Origin of the sequence: Streptomyces sp. NBC_00252 (assembly GCF_036187565.1) — a bacterium.
Classification (GTDB): Bacteria; Actinomycetota; Actinomycetes; order Streptomycetales; family Streptomycetaceae; genus Streptomyces.
Window position 1 is genome coordinate 3,732,498 of the sequence record NZ_CP108087.1, and the last position, 16,575, is coordinate 3,749,072.

Consider the following 16,575-nt stretch of genomic DNA (forward strand, 5'->3'; position numbering starts at 1 on the left):
CGATCACGCCATGAGCGCTACGACCGTCCGCTGGACCCACGCCTTCATCGACCGCCCGCTCGGCCGCCTCGGCCCCGCCCACGACTTCTGGACGGCGGCCACGGACACCGAGCTGTCCGAACTCCGGGGTGACAGGGGCGAGTTCACCACCCTGCTGTCCTCCGGCGCCGACGCCTGCGTGAAGGTCCAGGGCGTCGAGGACGGCCCGGGTGGCGCTCATCTCGACTTCTCCGTCGAGGACGTGCCGGCGTTCGTGGAGTCCGCGCTGCGCCTCGGCGCGGACTCCGTCGCCGAGCACGACGGCTGGGCCGTACTCCGGTCCCCCGCGGGGCAGTTGTTCTGCGCGGTCCCCTGGCACGGCGAGTCCGTACGACCGCCCGTGGTGGCCGGCACCCGCCTCGACCAGGTCTCCCTCGACATCGGCCCCGGCTCCTACGACGCCGAACTCGCCTTCTGGAGCGCCCTGTTGCCCGACTGGGCCTCGCTGGCGGGGGCGCTCCCCGAGTTCCACGTCCTCAAGCCCCCGACCGGCCTGCCGATCCGCATCCTGCTCCAGCGTCTCGGCGAGGACCGTCCCGCGTCCGCCCATCTCGACCTGGCCTGCGCGGACATCGGCACGGCCGTCGTGGCGCACGAGCGCCTCGGCGCGTCCGTCGTCTCCCAGGGCAGGCACTGGACGGTGATGCGGGACCCGGCGGGCGGCACCTACTGCCTGACCGGCCGCGACCCGGAGACCGGCGGACTCCCCCACCGCCCCTGAGACAAGGGGATCAGCCCGTCCACACCTCCACGTCCACCACCGCGCCCACCGGAATCGCCCCGTACACGTGCGGGAACTCCTCCCCGCCCGGCTCCGGCGCCTCGTACTTCAGCGGTGCGTCGAGCCGCGCCGGGTCCACGACCAGGACCACCAGTTCGTCCGGGCCGTCGTAGGAACCGTACAAAAAGCGTGCCACGCGCGGGAGTTGGTCGCGGGTCGAGCAGTGGATGAAGCCCTCCTCCTGGAGGGTGCGGCCACGGGTCGACCACTCATAGCTCCCGCGCTCGCGGGCCGCGTCCCAGAGGGCGCGCTCGGTGATGTGCAGGACGGGGGCGGTGGGTTCGTGTTCGGGCATACGCCCACGTTACGGCCTCGGCTCGCGCCACATCGGGTACATGCGCGGGCCGTCCGGGAGGTCGAGGGTGCGGTCGGTGAACGTGTAGCCGAGGCGCTCGTACAGCTTGGCGCTGCGTTCGCTGCTGGCCTCGAGATACGCGGGCAGGCCCTCACGGTCGCAGCGGTCCAGGACGTGCCGGACGAGCGCGGCGCCGAGTCCCTCGCCCTGCCGGCCGGGGGCGACGGCGATCATCCACAGGTACTCGTGCGCCCGCCCGGCGGGATGCGAGTCCGCCATGAGCCGGGCGATCGTCTCGACCCGGTCGTTGTCGGGATCGACCAACTCCCGTAGTTCCACGGCCTCGTCGGCGCCGTCCGCCGGATGTGCCTCATCCGGTATCGACAGCCAGAGCGCGCAGGCCGCGCCGTCCTCGGTGAGGTCGATCCACCCGTCGGCGAACACCGCGTCGGCGAAGGCGGCCATCAGCCGGTGGTGGGTCGTACGGCGGTACTCGGCGTCCGGGAAGACCCACCCGCTGACCGGATCGTCCTGGAAGGCCTCGTCCAGCAGCCGGACGACCAGCTCCCGGTCCCCCTGGCCCGCCACCCGTATCGCGACACCCATGCCCCACCCCTCACCTCTCAACCACCGCCACCCGAACGGCTGTTGAGCCTAACGCTGCCCTACGGGGCGAGTGAGCCGAAGGGGCGCGTCGGTGTCGGGAGCGCGAACGCGCGGAGGCCCGAAGGGTCGAGCACGATCGCGCTCCCGACACCGACTTCGGCGCCCCGGAGGCGAACCGAGCCTCAAAAAAAGTGGGGCCCCGCGCACCGTGGGGATGCGCGGGACCCGCTGGTCCGGGGCCTTTCGGGGGCCGTGCGGGGTCAGGACCGCGCGGTTCCGGCCGGCTCCGGAGTCCTCAACTGCTGCGCCGGGTCACGAACTCGGCCAGCGCGAGCAGACCGCCCGCGTCCTGCGGGTCCGGGATCGCCCGGGCCAGCTCCTGCACGGCCCGCGCCATGTGGTCGGCCGCCTGGGCCTGCGCCCAGTCCCGGCCGCCCGCCCGCTCGACGGCGAGCGCGGTGCGCTCCAACTCCCCTTCCTCGTACGGCAGTCCGTACAGTTCCGCGAGTTCCGCGGCCGCCGGGGTGCCCGAGGTGAGGGCGGCGACCACGGGCAGGGACTTCTTGCGTACGGCGAGGTCGGCGCCGGCGGGTTTGCCGGTGCGGCCGGGGTCGCCCCATATCCCGATGACGTCGTCGATCAGCTGGAAGGCGAGCCCGGCCTGCCGGCCGAACGCGTCCAGCGCCTCGACGTCCTCGGCGGACGCCCCCGCGTACAGCGCGCCCACCGCGCAGGCGCAGCCGAGGAGCGCGCCGGTCTTGGCCTCGGCCATGACGAGCACCTCGTCGAGGGTGACCTCGGCGGGGGCCCGCTTCTCCATGGCGGTGTCCGCGTGCTGGCCCTCGCACAGTTCGACGACACAGTCCGCGAGCCGGGCCGCGGCTGCCTGGGCCGCCGGGTGCGGGTCCACGGCGAGCAGCCGCAGGGCCAGCGCCTGGAGGGCGTCCCCGGCGAGGATCGCGTCGGCGTCGCCGAACACGGTCCACGCGGTGGGCCGGTGTCTGCGGGTGGCGTCCCGGTCCATCACGTCGTCGTGCAGCAACGTGAAGTTGTGGACCAGTTCGACCGCCGCCGCGGCCCGGAGCGCGCCCGCCCGGGCCCGCTCGCCGCCGAGTGCGGTGGCGGCGGCGAGGACGAGGGCGGGGCGGATCGCCTTGCCCGCGTTGCCCGCGGCCGGGGTGCCGTCCGCGTGCTCCCATCCGAAGTGGTAGAGCGCGATCCGGCGCATCGAGCCGGGCAACGAGTCGATCGCGGCGCGCAGTTCGGGGTCGACGGACCTCCTGGCCCCCTCCAGGATCACCGCCGCCTCCTGCCCGTCGGGCGGCTGCGTGCCGGCGGTCCGGTGCCTCGGCTCCGTCCTGGGCTCGGCCACGGGGTCCCCCCTCAGCTCGGCCATGGGGTCCCCCTCGGAGAGTCCGCGGACGGTGACGCCCGCGCCGCGACCGGCCGCGTACGACCGGGGTGTACCCGCCCTCTCGGGCGGGGACACCGCGTCCAACTGCTGAAACGTCACCTCCAGCGGCCGATCTCGACGTTCTCCAGCACGCCGAGGGCGTCCGGCACGAGGACGGCCGCCGAGTAGTAGGCCGTCACGAGGTAGTTGATGACGGCCTGTTCGTTGATGCCCATGAAGCGGACCGACAGGCTCGGCTCGATCTCGTCCGGGATGCCGGCCTGCTGGAGGCCGATGACGCCCTGGTCGTTCTCGCCCGTACGCATGGCGATGATCGAGGTGGTCCTGCGGTCGCTGACCGGGATCTTGTTGCACGGGTAGATCGGCACACCGCGCCAGGTCGGGATGCGGTTGCCGCCGACGTCGATGGACTCGGGGACCAGTCCGCGCTTGTTCAGCTCGCGGCCGAACGCGGAGATCGCGCGCGGGTGGGCGAGGAACAGCTTGGTGCCGCGGCGCCTGCTGAGCAGCTCGTCCATGTCGTCCGGGCCGGGGACGCCGTCGTGGGGCTGGAGCCGCTGGTCGTACTCGCAGTTGTTGAGCAGGCCGAACTCGCGGTTGTTGATCAGCTCGTGCTCCTGGCGCTCCTTCAACGCCTCGACGGTGAGCCGGAGTTGCTGCTCCGTCTGGTTCATCGGCTGGTTGTAGAGGTCGGCCACGCGCGAGTGGATGCGCAGGACGGTCTGGGCGACGCTCAGTTCGTACTCGCGCGGCCTGGCGTCGTAGTCGACGAAGGTGTGCGGGATGTCCGGCTCGCCGGAGTGGCCCGCGGCGAGGTCGATGGCCTTCTCGCCGTACTTGTTGGTGCGCTGCTCGGGGATCGCCCGCAGCTGTGTGAGGTGGTCGCGCAGGGTCTCGGAGCGCTCCGCGACCTGCTCGACGTCCCCGCGGGCCAGGATCAGCACCGTGCACGCGGTGTCGGCGCGGGCCGTGTACTCCCAGATGGCCTCCGGGTCGAGCAGTGCCTGGTCGCCGAAGTAGGCGCCGTCGGCGAGGACTCCGAGGACCGTGTCGTCGCCGTACGGGCCGGTGCCGACCTTCTCCACCCTGCCGTGCGCCAGCAGGTACACCTCGTCGGCCTGGCTGCCGAACGACGCGATCGCCTCTCCCGGGGCGTACTCGCGCTGCCGGCAGCGGGTGGCCAGCTCCGAGAGCACCTCCTCGTCCTCGTAGTCCCGCAGTGCGGGCAGTTCGCCCAGTTCCGCGGGGATGACCTCGACGCGGTCGCCGGTCTTCACGAATGTCACCCGGCCGTCGCCCACGGAATAGCTCAGCCGTCGGTTCACCCGGTATGTGCCACCTTGCACGTTCACCCACGGCAGTGCGCGCAGCAGCCAGCGTGAGCTGATCTCCTGCATCTGCGGTGCGGACTTCGTGGTCGTGGCCAGGTTCCGCGCCGCCGCCGTACCAAGACTCTGCTGCGGCTTGTTCTGCTCCGCGCGGACCTCTTCGCCTACCGACATAGAGAAATGCCCTCCCCATTCATGCCCGGCACCTGTGCGCCCGGCATCGTTCTCGCGCACCAGCCTTCCTCACGGAGCGTGCTGATGGTATTACCCGAAAGAGCGGGAATGGATCTTCACGGGGTGGGCACAGGGCCGTTCACCTCGAATGTTGTTCGAGTGGCTGCTGGTGCCGGGGGTGTCCGGATCGGCTCGCACGCCGTACGAACAAGTAGGCCCAAGTGCCCTGTTGTCAGTACAAGCACTGACAACAGGCGACCGCGAACGGCGGCCGTCGCACAGCACGAAGGAGGCGATCATGGCCTCACCCATGTCCGCGGGCGGATTCCTGTCCTGTCTGAAGGCGACGGGCGTCCCGGTCCTCGAGGTCGGCGACTGGCAGACCCACAACCGCAACCACAAGGGCCCCTGGGGACCCGTCCACGGCGTGATGATCCACCACACGGTCACCAAGGGCAGCGCGGCCACGGTCGAGTTGTGCCGCGCGGGCCGCCCCGACCTCCCCGGCCCGCTCTGCCACGGCGTCATCACCAAGGACGGCCGCCTCCACCTCGTCGGCTACGGCCGCGCCAACCACGCGGGCCTCGGCGACGACGACGTCCTGCGCGCGGTGATCGCCGAGAAGGCGCTCCCCCACGACAACGAGGCCGACACCGACGGCAACCGCCACTTCTACGGCTTCGAGTGCGAGAACCTCGGCGACGGGCACGACCCGTGGCCCGACGCCCAGTTGGAGACGGTCGAGAAGGTCTGCGCGGCGATCTGCCGCCACCACGGCTGGTCGCAGCGGTCGGTGATCGGGCATCTGGAGTGGCAGCCCGGGAAGGTGGACCCGCGCGGGTTCACGATGAACTGGCTGCGCGACCGGATCCACGACCGCCTGAAGTGACCACCGGGCGATCCGGCCGACCCGGGTGACAATGGTGCCGTGACCAGCCCCGACCTCGCCGCCCTACGGCCCCTGATCCCCTCGCCGGTGGAAGAGGTCGCGGACGGGCGCTTCGGGCGGCACGGCATCCGGCTGCTGCTCAAGCGGGACGACCTGATCCACCCGGACCTGATCGGCAACAAGTGGCGCAAGCTCGCGCCGAACCTCACGGCGGCGGCCGGCCGGACGGTCGTCACGTTCGGCGGCGCCTACTCCAACCATCTGCGCGCCACCGCCGCCGCGGGCCGGCTCCTGGGGCTGCGCACGGTGGGCGTGGTCCGCGGGCAGGAGCTGTCCGACCGTCCGCTCAATCCGTCCCTGGCCCGGTGCGCGGCCGACGGGATGCGCCTCCACTTCGTCGACAGGTCGACCTACCGGCGCAAGACCGAGGCGGACACGCTGGCGGCGATCCTGCGTGCGGCCGGCGCGGAGGACGCGTACGTCGTCCCCGAGGGCGGCAGCAACTCCCTTGCCGTACGCGGCTGCCGGGCCCTGGGCGAGGAACTCCGCGCGCGTGCCGACGTCGACGTCGTCGCGCTCGCCTGCGGGACCGGCGGCACGCTGGCCGGGCTCGCCGCCGGACTCGGCCCTGACCAGCGGGCCTTGGGGATACCGGTCCTGAAGGGCGGCTTCCTGAGCGCGGACATAGAGGAGCTGCAGGAGCGCGCCTTCGGTGGCCGACGGGGCGATTGGACCCTCGACGACCGGTTCCATTTCGGGGGCTACGCGCGCGTGCCCGCCGAACTCGACGCCTTCGCCGGGGACTTCGAGCAGCGGCACGGGCTGGCCGTGGAGCGTCTCTATGTCGCCAAGTTGCTCCACGGACTTGTCGCCCTGGCCGACGAAGGGGCCTTCCCGCGCGGGAGCACGGTCGCCGCGGTGATCACCGGGCGACCGTTCCCGTAGAGCCGCTTCGGGCGCCGTGGAAAACGCCGGGCGCTCCCCGTGTCGTAGAGATCGCTAGGCCGCCTCGCGGTAGGCCGCCGCCTCCTCCAGGTCCAGGCGGCGCAGCAGGGTGCGGAGCATCTCGTCGTCGATGTAGCGGCCGTCCCGGAGGCGGACGAACATCGAGCGTTCGGCGCTGATCATCTCGCGGGAGAGGCGGCGGTAGGTGTCGTCGACGGTCTCGCCGGTGACGGGGTTGGTGGCGCCCAGGCGTTCCCAGACGGCGTTGCGGCGGCGCTCCAGGACCTCGCGGAGGCGGTCGGCGAGGGGAGGCGGCAGGGCGTTGCGTTCGTCCTCCAGAAGAGCCTCCAGGCGTTTTTCGGCGACCCGGGACGCCTGTGCCTGGGCGTTGGCCTCGGCGAGCGTCTCGGCCTGCTGGTCGCGGCCGGGGAATTTCAGCAGGCGGATGATCGGGGGCAGGGTCAGGCCCTGCACCACCAGCGTGCCGATGACCGTCGTGAAGGTCAGGAACAGGATGAGGTTGCGCTGCGGAAACGGGCCGCCGCCGTGCACCGTGAGCGGGATCGAGAAGGCGATGGCGAGCGAGACCACGCCTCTCATGCCGGCCCACCCGGTGGTCATCGCCCCCTTCCAGGTGGGGTTGTCCTCGCGGCCCCTGATCCGCGCCGAGAACATCCGGGGCAGGAAGGTCGCCGGGTACACCCACACGAACCGGGTCGCGACGACGACCAGGAAGAGGGCGATCGCGTACCAGGCGGCGTCCAGGCCCCGGTACTCCCCAAGGCCCTTGAGGACCACCGGCAGTTGGAGCCCGATCAGGGCGAACACCGCCGACTCCAGGACGAAGGCGACCATCTTCCAGACGGCCTCCTCCTGGAGGCGGGTCGCGAAATCGACCTCCCACGCGCGGTGCCCCAGATAGAGCGCCACCACGACCACGGCGAGCACCCCGGAGGCATGCACCTGCTCGGCGACCGCGTAGGCGACGAACGGGATCAGCAAGGAGAGCGTGTTCTGCAGCAGCGCCTCCTTGAGGTGCGTGCGCAGCCAGTGGATCGGCACCATCAGCAGGAGCCCGATCCCGACCCCGCCGACGGCCGCGAGCAGGAACTCCCCGATCCCGCCGGCCCAGGTGGCGCCCTCGCCGATCGCGGCCGCGAGGGCCACCTTGTAGGCGGTGATCGCGGTCGCGTCGTTCAGCAGGGACTCGCCCTGGAGGATCGTCGTGATCCGGGACGGCAGGCCGACCCGGCGGGCCACGGCCGTCGCCGCGACCGCGTCCGGCGGCGCCACCACCGCGCCCAGCACCAGCGCCGCGGTCAGCGGCAGCCCCGGCACGATCACGTACGCGGCCCAGCCGACGACGAACGTGGCGAAGAGCACGTACCCGACCGACAGCAGCGCCACGGGCCGCACCTGGGCCCGCAGGTCGAGATACGAACTGTCGGTGGCCGAGGTGTACAGCAACGGGGGCAGCAGCAGCGGCAGCACGACCTCGGGGTCGAGGGTGTAGTCGGGCACCCCCGGTACGTACGAGACGACCAGCCCCACCGCGACCAGCAGCAGCGGTGCCGGCACCGGGGTGCGTCTGGCCGCGGCGGCCACCACGGCACTCCCCGCCACCAGCATCAGCAGTGGCATCACGTCCATCGACCTCGCCCACCCTCGTTTTTCCGCGCGGCCAACCGCACACCCGTCGTAATCTGGCAATCATGAAACAGTGCACGCACGCCGACGCGCTGCCGCTCCCTGAACCGGGGCCCCAGAGCGAGACCTGTCTGGAGTGTCTGGCGGCCGGCACCCACCCGGTGCAGCTGCGACTGTGCCTCTTCTGCGGCCATGTCGCCTGCTGCGACTCCTCGCCCGCCCGCCACGCCACAGCACATCACAAGGACTCCGGACATCCGGTGATGCGGACGTTCGAGCCCGGGGAGAGCTGGCGCTGGTGCTTCGTCGACCACGTACTCCTGTGACCCCGTAATCCGACCGCCGCTTTCGACGGTTCGACCGTCTGACGTCTGGGTACGTCAACCCGGCGCGCGCTCTTCCCAATTGGGCCCGCAGGACCCCTAGCCACGGAGCGTATCCGTAGGTTTACTATGAGTGACAGCATGGGGTTGGGGTCCCGGGGACAGAAAAGTTCGGAGCGCGGTAGCGTCACCGCTGAACCAAGTATCGCGTTACCCCGGGGGGCGACCCCTGGGCCCCCGAAAGAGCTTGTACCACCTTGGAGGTGAGGGTGTCCCAGATCGCAGGCGAGCCCGCGACCCAGGACTTCGTGGAAGTCCGGCTGCCGGCTGCGGGTGCCTACCTGTCGGTGCTGCGTACGGCCACGGCCGGCCTCGCGGCCCGTTTGGACTTCACCCTCGACGAGATCGAGGACCTTCGCATCGCGGTGGATGAGGCGTGCGCGATCCTGCTCCAGCAGGCCGTGCCGGGCTCGGTGCTCAGCTGTGTCTTCCGCCTTGTGGACGACTCGCTCGAAGTCACCGTCTCCGCCCCGACGACGGACGGTCACGCACCCTCGCGCGACACCTTCGCCTGGACCGTGCTCTCGGCCCTCGCGGGCAAGGTCTCATCGGCAGTCGACGAGGACAAGACCGTTTCGATCAGCCTCTACAAACAGCGCGGCGCGGGACCCGGGCCGGCGTGAGGAACGGGGACGGGCCGGTGCGGGACGAAGAGCGCGGCACACGGGAGCTGCCGGCCGAGGGCGGCTCAGGCGGATCCCGCCGCACGGCGGACGACAGCGCCCTGGTGCCGCGCGGCGGAATCCCCGAGCAGGCCCGGCCGCACCCGGAGGACGAACCCTCGGAGGCCGGTGTGATGGACGACGGTCAACGCGAGCAGGACGGTGCCGTGCGTATTGGTGGGGTCTCCCCCGTTGCCGGGGGTTCCCCCGCTCCGACTGAGTCGAGCGCGGGGGAGGAGGCGAAAGCTCGGGAAGGGGCGACGGACCAGGCGATGAGCGAGCACGAGCGGGACGACGTGGCGGGCACGCAGAGCGTGCAGGTCACCCGGCACGACCCCCAGGACCGCAGCGGAGCGCGCGCACTCTTCATCGAGCTGCGCACCCTCAAGGACGGCAGCGTCGAGTACGCGGAGCTGCGCAACCGGCTGGTCCGTATGCATCTGCCGCTCGTCGAGCACCTCGCACGCCGCTTCCGCAACCGCGGCGAGCCGCTGGACGACCTGACCCAGGTCGCCACCATCGGCCTGATCAAGTCGGTCGACCGCTTCGACCCGGAGCGCGGCGTCGAGTTCTCGACGTACGCGACCCCGACCGTCGTCGGCGAGATCAAGCGGCACTTCCGCGACAAGGGCTGGGCGGTGCGCGTCCCGCGCCGCCTCCAGGAGCTGCGGCTGTCGCTGACCACGGCGACGGCGGAGCTCTCCCAGCGGCACGGCCGCTCCCCCACGGTCCATGAGCTGGCCGAGAAGCTCGGCATCTCCGAGGAGGAGGTCCTGGAGGGCCTGGAGTCGGCCAACGCCTACTCCACGCTGTCCCTGGACGTCCCGGACACGGACGACGAGTCCCCGGCGGTCGCGGACACGCTCGGCGCGTACGACGAGGCCCTGGAGGGTGTCGAGTACCGCGAGTCGCTCAAGCCGCTGCTGGAGGATCTGCCGCCCCGGGAGAAGCGCATCCTGCTGCTCCGGTTCTTCGGCAACATGACGCAGTCGCAGATCGCGCAGGAGGTCGGCATCTCGCAGATGCACGTGTCCCGGCTGCTCGCCCGGACGCTGGCCCAGCTGCGGGAGAAGCTCCTCGTCGAGGAGTAGGACGGACGCAGAAAAAGAGTCAGCTCTTCGGCTCTTCGGTTCCACGACCAGGCCCTCGGATTCCGAGGGCCTGTGTCGTCGCCGGGTTCACCAGCAGCACCAGCGCGCCGACCGCGAGCACCGCGAGCACGATCCCGGCCGGGATCGCGACACTGTCGGCCTGGAGCAGGTTGTAGGCCACGGGCAGCGCCATGACCTGGGTGATGACGGCCGGGCCCCGGCTCCAGCTGCGCAGCAGGAGCAGTCCGCGCGCGGCCAGCAGCGGCAGCAGCGCGAGCACCACCAGGGTCACGCCACCGGTGACGGCCTGCTGGCGGTCGTCCGGTTCGCCGGTGATTCCGAGGACGAGCATCCACACGCCGGCGACGGCCAGCGCGAGCCCCTCGACGGCGACGAGGACCGCCGCGTAGGTCAGTCGGCGCGGGCGGGGTCCGCCGGGGCCGTCGGTCTCCGGGGCGGGGGTCTGCTCAGCACTCACCCCAGAAGGGTAGCCCTCGGGGTGCGGCCCCAGGTGTTCAGGCTCACGTCGTCTCCTCTTACCGAACGCCTACCTCGGTATGGGCCGAGTACCCCCCAGTAGGTACGCTGCAACTCATGCGTGCACTTCTCGTGGTCAATCCGGCGGCAACCACCACAAGCGCACGTACGCGCGACGTTCTGCTCCACGCGCTCGCGAGCGAGATGAAGCTGGAAGCGGTCACCACCGAGTACAGAGGGCACGCGCGCGACCTCGGCCGGCAGGCCGCGGAGAGCGGGAACGTCGATCTGGTGGTGGCCCTCGGCGGCGACGGCACGGTCAACGAAGTGGTCAACGGCCTGCTGCACACCGGCCCGAACCCGGACCTGCCCGGTCTCGCGGTGGTCCCCGGCGGCTCCACCAATGTCTTCGCCCGCGCCCTGGGCCTGCCCAACGACGCCGTGGAGGCGACCGGCGCCATCCTGGACGCGCTGCGCGAGGGCCGTGAGCGCACGGTCGGCCTCGGGCTGACCTCCGGGACGCCCGGCACCGAGGACGAGGCGGTGCCCTCGCGCTGGTTCACCTTCAACGCCGGGCTCGGGTTCGACGCCGGGGTGGTCGGACGGGTCGAACAGCAGCGGGAGCAGGGCAAGAAATCCACCCACGCCCTCTACGTGCGCCAGGTGGTCCGGCAGTTCCTCGGCGAGCAGCACCGCCGGCACGGGACGATCACGCTGGAGCAGCCCGGTGAGGATCCGGTGACCGATCTGGTGGTGGCCATAGTCTCGAACACCTCGCCCTGGACGTATCTCGGCAATCGCCCGATGTACACGTCACCTAAGGCGTCGTTCGATAAAGGCCTCGACGTACTCGGGCTCAGCCGGCTGTCCAGCGCCGCGGTTGCCCGGTATGGCACCCAGTTGCTCACTTCGTCCCCCGAGCGTGGACCCCATGGCAAGCACGCTGCGGCTCTGCACGACCTGAGTGACTTCACCTTGCATTCGAAGGTCCCCCTGCCCCTCCAGATGGACGGCGACCACCTCGGACTGCGTACCAGCGTGACGTTCACAGGCGTACGCCGTGCACTGCGTGTGATTGTGTGAGCAGAAAGGGCTGAAGTCCTTTCACTCGAACGTTTAGACCAGGATCCACCCCATGGAAGTACGGCTGTGACCTAGTCGACACCGAGGAATCAAAAAAAACTTTCCAGAAGGGGTTGTATCCGCCGCTGAGGTTTGCGAGTCTCTACGTGGCGATCGAGACGGCCCGCAACACCGGCCTCCACGGATCACCGGAACCCCTCTTCAATCCACAGGACCCCGCCAGTGAGTCTGGCGTTCGGCCCTTCACTTGTTGAGGGATTCGTGAAAGCGTTCACATTCACAAGCAACCCGCACGTAATACCAAGGAGAGGTAGCAGCCATGGACTGGCGTCACAACGCCGTTTGCCGCGAGGAAGACCCCGAGCTCTTCTTCCCCATCGGCAACACCGGTCCTGCGCTGCTGCAGATCGAGGAAGCCAAGGCCGTCTGCCGTCGCTGTCCTGTTATGGACCAGTGTCTGCAGTGGGCGCTCGAGTCCGGCCAGGACTCCGGCGTCTGGGGTGGTCTCAGCGAGGACGAGCGCCGCGCCATGAAGCGCCGCGCCGCTCGCAACCGTGCCCGTCAGGCCTCCGCCTGACGCCCACCCTGCTAACAGCCTGAGCTTGGCGGCGCGTACAGCGAGTACGCATCTCCCGCCCCCGAGCCGCAGCGCGCAGTACCCCCGATGCGCATAGCAACGAGTGACGAGCCCCGGACCATCACATGGTCCGGGGCTCTTTGCTGTTCAGATCCCCGCGCGTACGGCCATCCGGGTCCCCCGCACAGAGCCGTTCAAGTAGAGCCGTGCGTACGGCCGTTGACGCACGTGCGTGTGAAGGTCGTGTGCACGTACGTCACTTGTGGGCCTGCACCGGCACGTCCAGGATCACCCGGGTCCCCCGCTCCGGCGCCGCCACCATGTCGAAGGTGCCGCCCAACTCGCCCTCCACCAGCGTCCGTACGATCTGCAGGCCGAGGTTGCCCGAGCGGTGCGGGTCGAATCCCTCGGGGAGGCCCACGCCGTCGTCCTGCACGGTGACCAGGAGGCGGGCCTCCTTGGAGGTGCCGCCGCGGACCGCGGAGACCTCGACCGTGCCCGTCTCGCCCTCGCGGAAGCCGTGTTCGAGGGCGTTCTGCAGGATCTCGGTGAGGACCATGGAGAGCGGGGTCGCGACCTCGGCGTCCAGTATTCCGAAGCGGCCGCTGCGCCGGCCGGTGACCTTGCCCGGGGAGATCTCGGCGACCATCGCGAGCACCCGGTCGGCGATCTCGTCGAACTCCACGCGCTCGTCCAGGTTCTGGGACAGCGTCTCGTGCACGATCGCGATCGAGCCGACCCGGCGTACGGCCTCCTCCAGCGCCTCCCGGCCGCGCTCGGACTCGATCCGGCGGGCCTGGAGCCGCAACAGGGCGGCGACCGTCTGGAGGTTGTTCTTCACCCGGTGGTGGATCTCCCGGATGGTCGCGTCCTTGGTGATCAACTCCCGCTCGCGGCGCCGCAGTTCGGTGACGTCCCGGAGCAGCACCAGGGAACCGATACGGGTGCCCTTGGGTTTGAGAGGAATCGCCCGGAACTGGATCACCCCGTCACGGGCCTCGATCTCGAACTCGCGCGGTGCCCACCCGCTGGCCAGCTTGGCGAGCGCCTCGTCCACCGGGCCCCTGGTGGGGGCGAGTTCGGCCGTGGTCACGCCCAGCGGCTGGCCGACGAGGTCGGTGGCGAGGCCCATGCGGTGGTACGCGGACAGGGCGTTGGGCGAGGCGTACTGCACGATGCCGTCGCCGTCGAGGCGGATCAGTCCGTCGCCGACGCGCGGCGAGGCGTCCATGTCGACCTGCTGGTTCGGGAACGGGAAGGAGCCGGCCGCGATCATCTGCGCGAGGTCCGACGCGCTCTGCAGATAGGTGAGTTCGAGGCGGCTCGGGGTGCGCACGGTCAGCAGGTTGGTGTTGCGGGCGATGACGCCCAGGACGCGCCCGTCCCGTCGTACGGGGATCGACTCGACCCGGACGGGGACCTCTTCGCGCCACTCGGGGTCGCCCTCGCGGACGATGCGGCCCTCGTCCAGGGCCGCGTCCAGCATGGGGCGGCGGCCGCGCGGGACGAGGTGGCCGACCATGTCGTCCTGGTACGAGGTGGGCCCGGTGTTCGGCCGCATCTGGGCGACGGAGACATAGCGGGTGCCGTCGCGGGTGGGGACCCACAGGACCAGGTCGGCGAAGGAGAGGTCGGAGAGCAGCTGCCACTCCGAGACCAGCAGGTGGAGCCACTCGAGATCGGAGTCGTCGAGTGCGGTGTGCTGGCGTACGAGTTCGTTCATGGAGGGCACGTCTGCGAGCGTACCCGCCGGTCTGTACCTGTCCTAAAAACACCCGCGGGCCGCGGCGCCTGGGAGGGACCCTCAACCCTCCCGGCACCGCAGCCCGGAGCAGCAACGGCCACGGGGTGTGCGGTCCCGGACGGCCGATGGATGAGGAGCCGGGGCAGTCAGGGCAGAGAGCCTCGGTTCCTCGGTCCGTCCTCCTGTGCGGGGAGGACGGAGGCTTACGCCTTTAACACATTGTGGACTAGACCACTTACCGTGTCCATGCTTTGAAGGATGTTGGAAGCCTAACGGTGTCGGGTCCTGTGCGGGACTGGTTGGTCATGACAATTTCGGTGGCCTGGCCACGGACTCAGCGGGTCTCCGTCACCTTGGCCAACGCGCGGGGCGCGTCCGGGTCCTGACCTCGGGCGATGGTGACCTCGTAGGCGAGGAGCTGGAGCGGGAGGATCTCCAGGACCGGCTGGAGTTCCTCGGGGACGCCCTCGACGGGGAGGACGAAGCCGGCCGAGGCCTGCTCGACCTGGCCGGCCGGGCCGATGACGACCAGGTCGGCGCCCCGGCCGCGCAGCCGGTCCAGGACCGGCTGGAGGGCGGCGCCGCCCCTGCCGTCGGTCACCACGGCGATGACCGGGGAGACGTTGTCGACCATGGCGAGGGGGCCGTGCAGGAGGTCGGCGCCCGAGTAGGCGAGCGCGGGGATGTAGCTGGTCTCCATCAGCTTGAGGGCGGCTTCCTTGGCGGTGGGGTAGCCGTAGCCGCGCGAGGTGATGACCATGCGCTCGGCGAAGCGGTAGCGGGAGGCGAGGGTGCGGACCTCGCCCTGGCGGGCGAGAAGCTGCTCGGCGAGGTCGGGCAGTGCCTTGGCTGCGGCGCCGTCGCCGCCGCGCAGGCCCTCGACGAAGAGGTAGAGCGCGAGCAGGGACGCCGTGTACGTCTTGGTCGCGGGGAGCGCCTTCTCCGGGCCCGCCATGATGTCGACGTGGTACTCGGACACGGCGGCCAGCGGTGAGTCCGGGTTGTTGGTCACCGCGACCGTGATCGCGCCGGCCTCGCGGGCGGCCCGGGTCGAGGCGACCAGGTCGGGTGAGCCGCCGGACTGGCTGACGGTGACGACGAGGACGTCGGTCAGGTCGGGGTGGGCGCCGTAGGCCGTGGTGGTCGACATCGAGGTGAGGCCGCAGGGCAGGCCGAGGCGGATCTCCAGGAGGTACTTGGCGTAGAGGGCCGCGTTGTCGGAGGTGCCGCGGGCGGTGAGCAGCACGAAGCGCGGCGTGCGGGCGGCGACCTCCTGGGCGACCCGGCGGATGCGCGGGGCGCCCTCGTCCAGGATGCGGCGCAGGACGGCGGGCTGTTCGGCCATCTCGCGGGCCATGATCCGGCCGGGGAGGTCGCTGTCGGGGGCCGGGGTCGTGGCGGTCATGCGGGCTCCTCCGGAGGTCGGTCGGGCTGTGCTGCGGTGTCCATTCCACCCCGTCCGCCGGAGGTGCGCCTGTGGTGGGCGGTTACCGGTCTTCGGACAGGCGGCGAACTCTGGGAGGCAAGGCCCTCCTCTGTTAGATTGGTGCGCGGATTGGTCTAAACCACACAGCACCTCCGGGCTCCTCGAAGTCCCCTCTGCAGAACGGCAGGCCAGCGTGGAAGTTGTCATCGTTCCGGACGCCAAGTCGGGCGGCGAGCTGATCGCCGAGGCCATGGCACAGCTGCTCCGGCGCACGCCGGACGCCCTTCTCGGCGTGGCCACCGGGTCGACGCCGCTGCCCATCTACGAAGCCCTCGCCGCGAAGGTGCGCGCCGGGGCCGTGGACACCTCGCGGGCCCGGATCGCCCAGCTCGACGAGTACGTGGGGCTGCCCGCCGACCACCCGGAGTCGTACCGCTCGGTCCTGCGGCGCGAGGTGCTGGAGCCGCTCGGGATCGGGATGGACGCCTTCTTCGGGCCGGACGGCACCGCCGAGGACGTGCTCGCGGCGTGCGGGGCGTACGACCGGGCGCTGAGCGAGGCCGGCGGGGTCGACCTCCAGGTGCTGGGCATCGGGACCGACGGGCACATCGGGTTCAACGAGCCGTGCTCGTCGCTCGCCTCGCGGACCCGGATCAAGACGCTGACCGAGCAGACGCGGGTGGACAACGCGCGGTTCTTCGACGGCGACATCGAGCAGGTGCCGCACCACGTCATCACCCAGGGCATCGGCACGATCCTGGAGGCCCGGCACCTGGTGCTGCTCGCGACCGGCGAGGGCAAGGCGGACGCGGTCGCCGCGACCGTCGAGGGTCCGGTCGCCGCGGTGTGCCCGGCGTCGGCGCTCCAGCTGCACCGGCACGCGACGGTCGTGGTCGACGAGGGTGCCGCGTCCAAGCTGAAGCTCGCGGACTACTTCCGGCACACGTTCGTCAACAAGCCGGACTGGCAAGGGATCTGACACCCCTTCACCTACGTACGCACCGGTGCCGGGCC

At 70.8% G+C, this 16,575-nt stretch carries 17 protein-coding genes; 9 read left to right on the plus strand and 8 right to left on the minus strand.

Going from position 1 to position 16,575, the window contains the following annotated elements; translation table 11 throughout:
• Positions 1-10: 10 nt before the first annotated feature.
• Positions 11-760 (plus strand): VOC family protein, encoded by a 750-nt coding sequence (locus tag OHT77_RS16005; RefSeq protein ID WP_328829132.1) that lies wholly within the window; start codon positions 11-13, stop codon positions 758-760.
• 10 nt (positions 761-770) lie between these two features.
• On the opposite strand, the gene OHT77_RS16010 is transcribed toward OHT77_RS16005, so the two are convergent.
• The 4 genes from OHT77_RS16010 to OHT77_RS16025 all read right to left on the minus strand — a co-directional run bounded on the left by OHT77_RS16010 (position 771) and on the right by OHT77_RS16025 (position 4,637).
• Positions 771-1,115: a DUF952 domain-containing protein gene (locus OHT77_RS16010; RefSeq protein ID WP_328829133.1), complete on the minus strand. Its 345-nt coding sequence runs from the start codon at positions 1,113-1,115 to the stop codon at positions 771-773.
• Between the two features lie 9 nt (positions 1,116-1,124).
• On the minus strand, positions 1,125-1,721 hold the full coding sequence (locus OHT77_RS16015) for a GNAT family N-acetyltransferase (protein WP_328829134.1): 597 nt from the start codon (positions 1,719-1,721) through the stop codon (positions 1,125-1,127).
• A 295-nt stretch (positions 1,722-2,016) separates the two neighbouring features.
• Positions 2,017-3,117, minus strand: coding sequence for a family 2 encapsulin nanocompartment cargo protein polyprenyl transferase (locus OHT77_RS16020; RefSeq protein WP_328829136.1), 1,101 nt, complete (start codon positions 3,115-3,117; stop codon positions 2,017-2,019).
• Positions 3,118-3,230: 113 nt separating this feature from the next.
• A complete protein-coding gene (locus OHT77_RS16025; RefSeq protein WP_328829137.1) occupies positions 3,231-4,637 on the minus strand; it encodes a family 2B encapsulin nanocompartment shell protein in 1,407 nt (468 codons plus the stop codon).
• A gap of 298 nt (positions 4,638-4,935) precedes the next feature.
• Between OHT77_RS16025 and OHT77_RS16030 the strand changes: the two genes are divergently transcribed.
• Together OHT77_RS16030 and OHT77_RS16035 are read left to right on the plus strand one after the other, a co-directional pair.
• Complete coding sequence (locus OHT77_RS16030; protein WP_328829139.1) at positions 4,936-5,526, plus strand: N-acetylmuramoyl-L-alanine amidase; 591 nt, start codon at positions 4,936-4,938, stop codon at positions 5,524-5,526.
• A gap of 39 nt (positions 5,527-5,565) precedes the next feature.
• Positions 5,566-6,471, plus strand: coding sequence for a 1-aminocyclopropane-1-carboxylate deaminase/D-cysteine desulfhydrase (locus OHT77_RS16035; protein ID WP_328829140.1), 906 nt, complete (start codon positions 5,566-5,568; stop codon positions 6,469-6,471).
• A 54-nt stretch (positions 6,472-6,525) separates the two neighbouring features.
• On the opposite strand, the gene OHT77_RS16040 is transcribed toward OHT77_RS16035, so the two are convergent.
• Complete coding sequence (locus OHT77_RS16040; protein WP_328829141.1) at positions 6,526-8,121, minus strand: Na+/H+ antiporter; 1,596 nt, start codon at positions 8,119-8,121, stop codon at positions 6,526-6,528.
• A 62-nt stretch (positions 8,122-8,183) separates the two neighbouring features.
• Between OHT77_RS16040 and OHT77_RS16045 the strand changes: the two genes are divergently transcribed.
• The 3 genes from OHT77_RS16045 (at position 8,184) to OHT77_RS16055 (ending at position 10,254) form a co-directional block, all read left to right on the plus strand.
• On the plus strand, positions 8,184-8,444 hold the full coding sequence (locus tag OHT77_RS16045; RefSeq protein WP_266772430.1) for a UBP-type zinc finger domain-containing protein: 261 nt from the start codon (positions 8,184-8,186) through the stop codon (positions 8,442-8,444).
• A gap of 266 nt (positions 8,445-8,710) precedes the next feature.
• Positions 8,711-9,124: an anti-sigma regulatory factor gene (locus OHT77_RS16050; protein ID WP_004925829.1), complete on the plus strand. Its 414-nt coding sequence runs from the start codon at positions 8,711-8,713 to the stop codon at positions 9,122-9,124.
• 17 nt (positions 9,125-9,141) lie between these two features.
• Positions 9,142-10,254, plus strand: a complete 1,113-nt coding sequence (locus tag OHT77_RS16055) for a SigB/SigF/SigG family RNA polymerase sigma factor (RefSeq protein WP_328829142.1) — start codon at positions 9,142-9,144, stop codon at positions 10,252-10,254.
• Between the two features lie 19 nt (positions 10,255-10,273).
• Here OHT77_RS16055 and OHT77_RS16060 read toward each other — a convergent pair whose 3' ends face one another.
• On the minus strand, positions 10,274-10,732 hold the full coding sequence (locus OHT77_RS16060) for a hypothetical protein (protein ID WP_328829143.1): 459 nt from the start codon (positions 10,730-10,732) through the stop codon (positions 10,274-10,276).
• A 116-nt stretch (positions 10,733-10,848) separates the two neighbouring features.
• On the opposite strand from OHT77_RS16060, the gene OHT77_RS16065 reads away from it, so the two are divergent.
• Together OHT77_RS16065 and OHT77_RS16070 are read left to right on the plus strand one after the other, a co-directional pair.
• Positions 10,849-11,814: a diacylglycerol/lipid kinase family protein gene (locus OHT77_RS16065; RefSeq protein WP_266772426.1), complete on the plus strand. Its 966-nt coding sequence runs from the start codon at positions 10,849-10,851 to the stop codon at positions 11,812-11,814.
• 319 nt (positions 11,815-12,133) lie between these two features.
• Complete coding sequence (locus OHT77_RS16070) at positions 12,134-12,391, plus strand: WhiB family transcriptional regulator (protein WP_006142322.1); 258 nt, start codon at positions 12,134-12,136, stop codon at positions 12,389-12,391.
• 256 nt (positions 12,392-12,647) lie between these two features.
• On the opposite strand, the gene OHT77_RS16075 is transcribed toward OHT77_RS16070, so the two are convergent.
• Positions 12,648-14,114 carry a sensor histidine kinase gene (locus OHT77_RS16075; protein ID WP_266776740.1) on the minus strand — a complete coding sequence of 489 codons (1,467 nt, stop codon included), beginning with the start codon at positions 14,112-14,114 and terminating at the stop codon, positions 12,648-12,650.
• A gap of 355 nt (positions 14,115-14,469) precedes the next feature.
• Complete coding sequence (locus tag OHT77_RS16080) at positions 14,470-15,540, minus strand: SIS domain-containing protein (RefSeq protein ID WP_328829144.1); 1,071 nt, start codon at positions 15,538-15,540, stop codon at positions 14,470-14,472.
• 214 nt (positions 15,541-15,754) lie between these two features.
• On the opposite strand from OHT77_RS16080, the gene nagB reads away from it, so the two are divergent.
• Positions 15,755-16,540 (plus strand): glucosamine-6-phosphate deaminase, encoded by a 786-nt coding sequence (gene nagB / locus OHT77_RS16085; RefSeq protein ID WP_328829145.1) that lies wholly within the window; start codon positions 15,755-15,757, stop codon positions 16,538-16,540.
• The last annotated feature ends 35 nt before the right edge of the window (positions 16,541-16,575 follow it).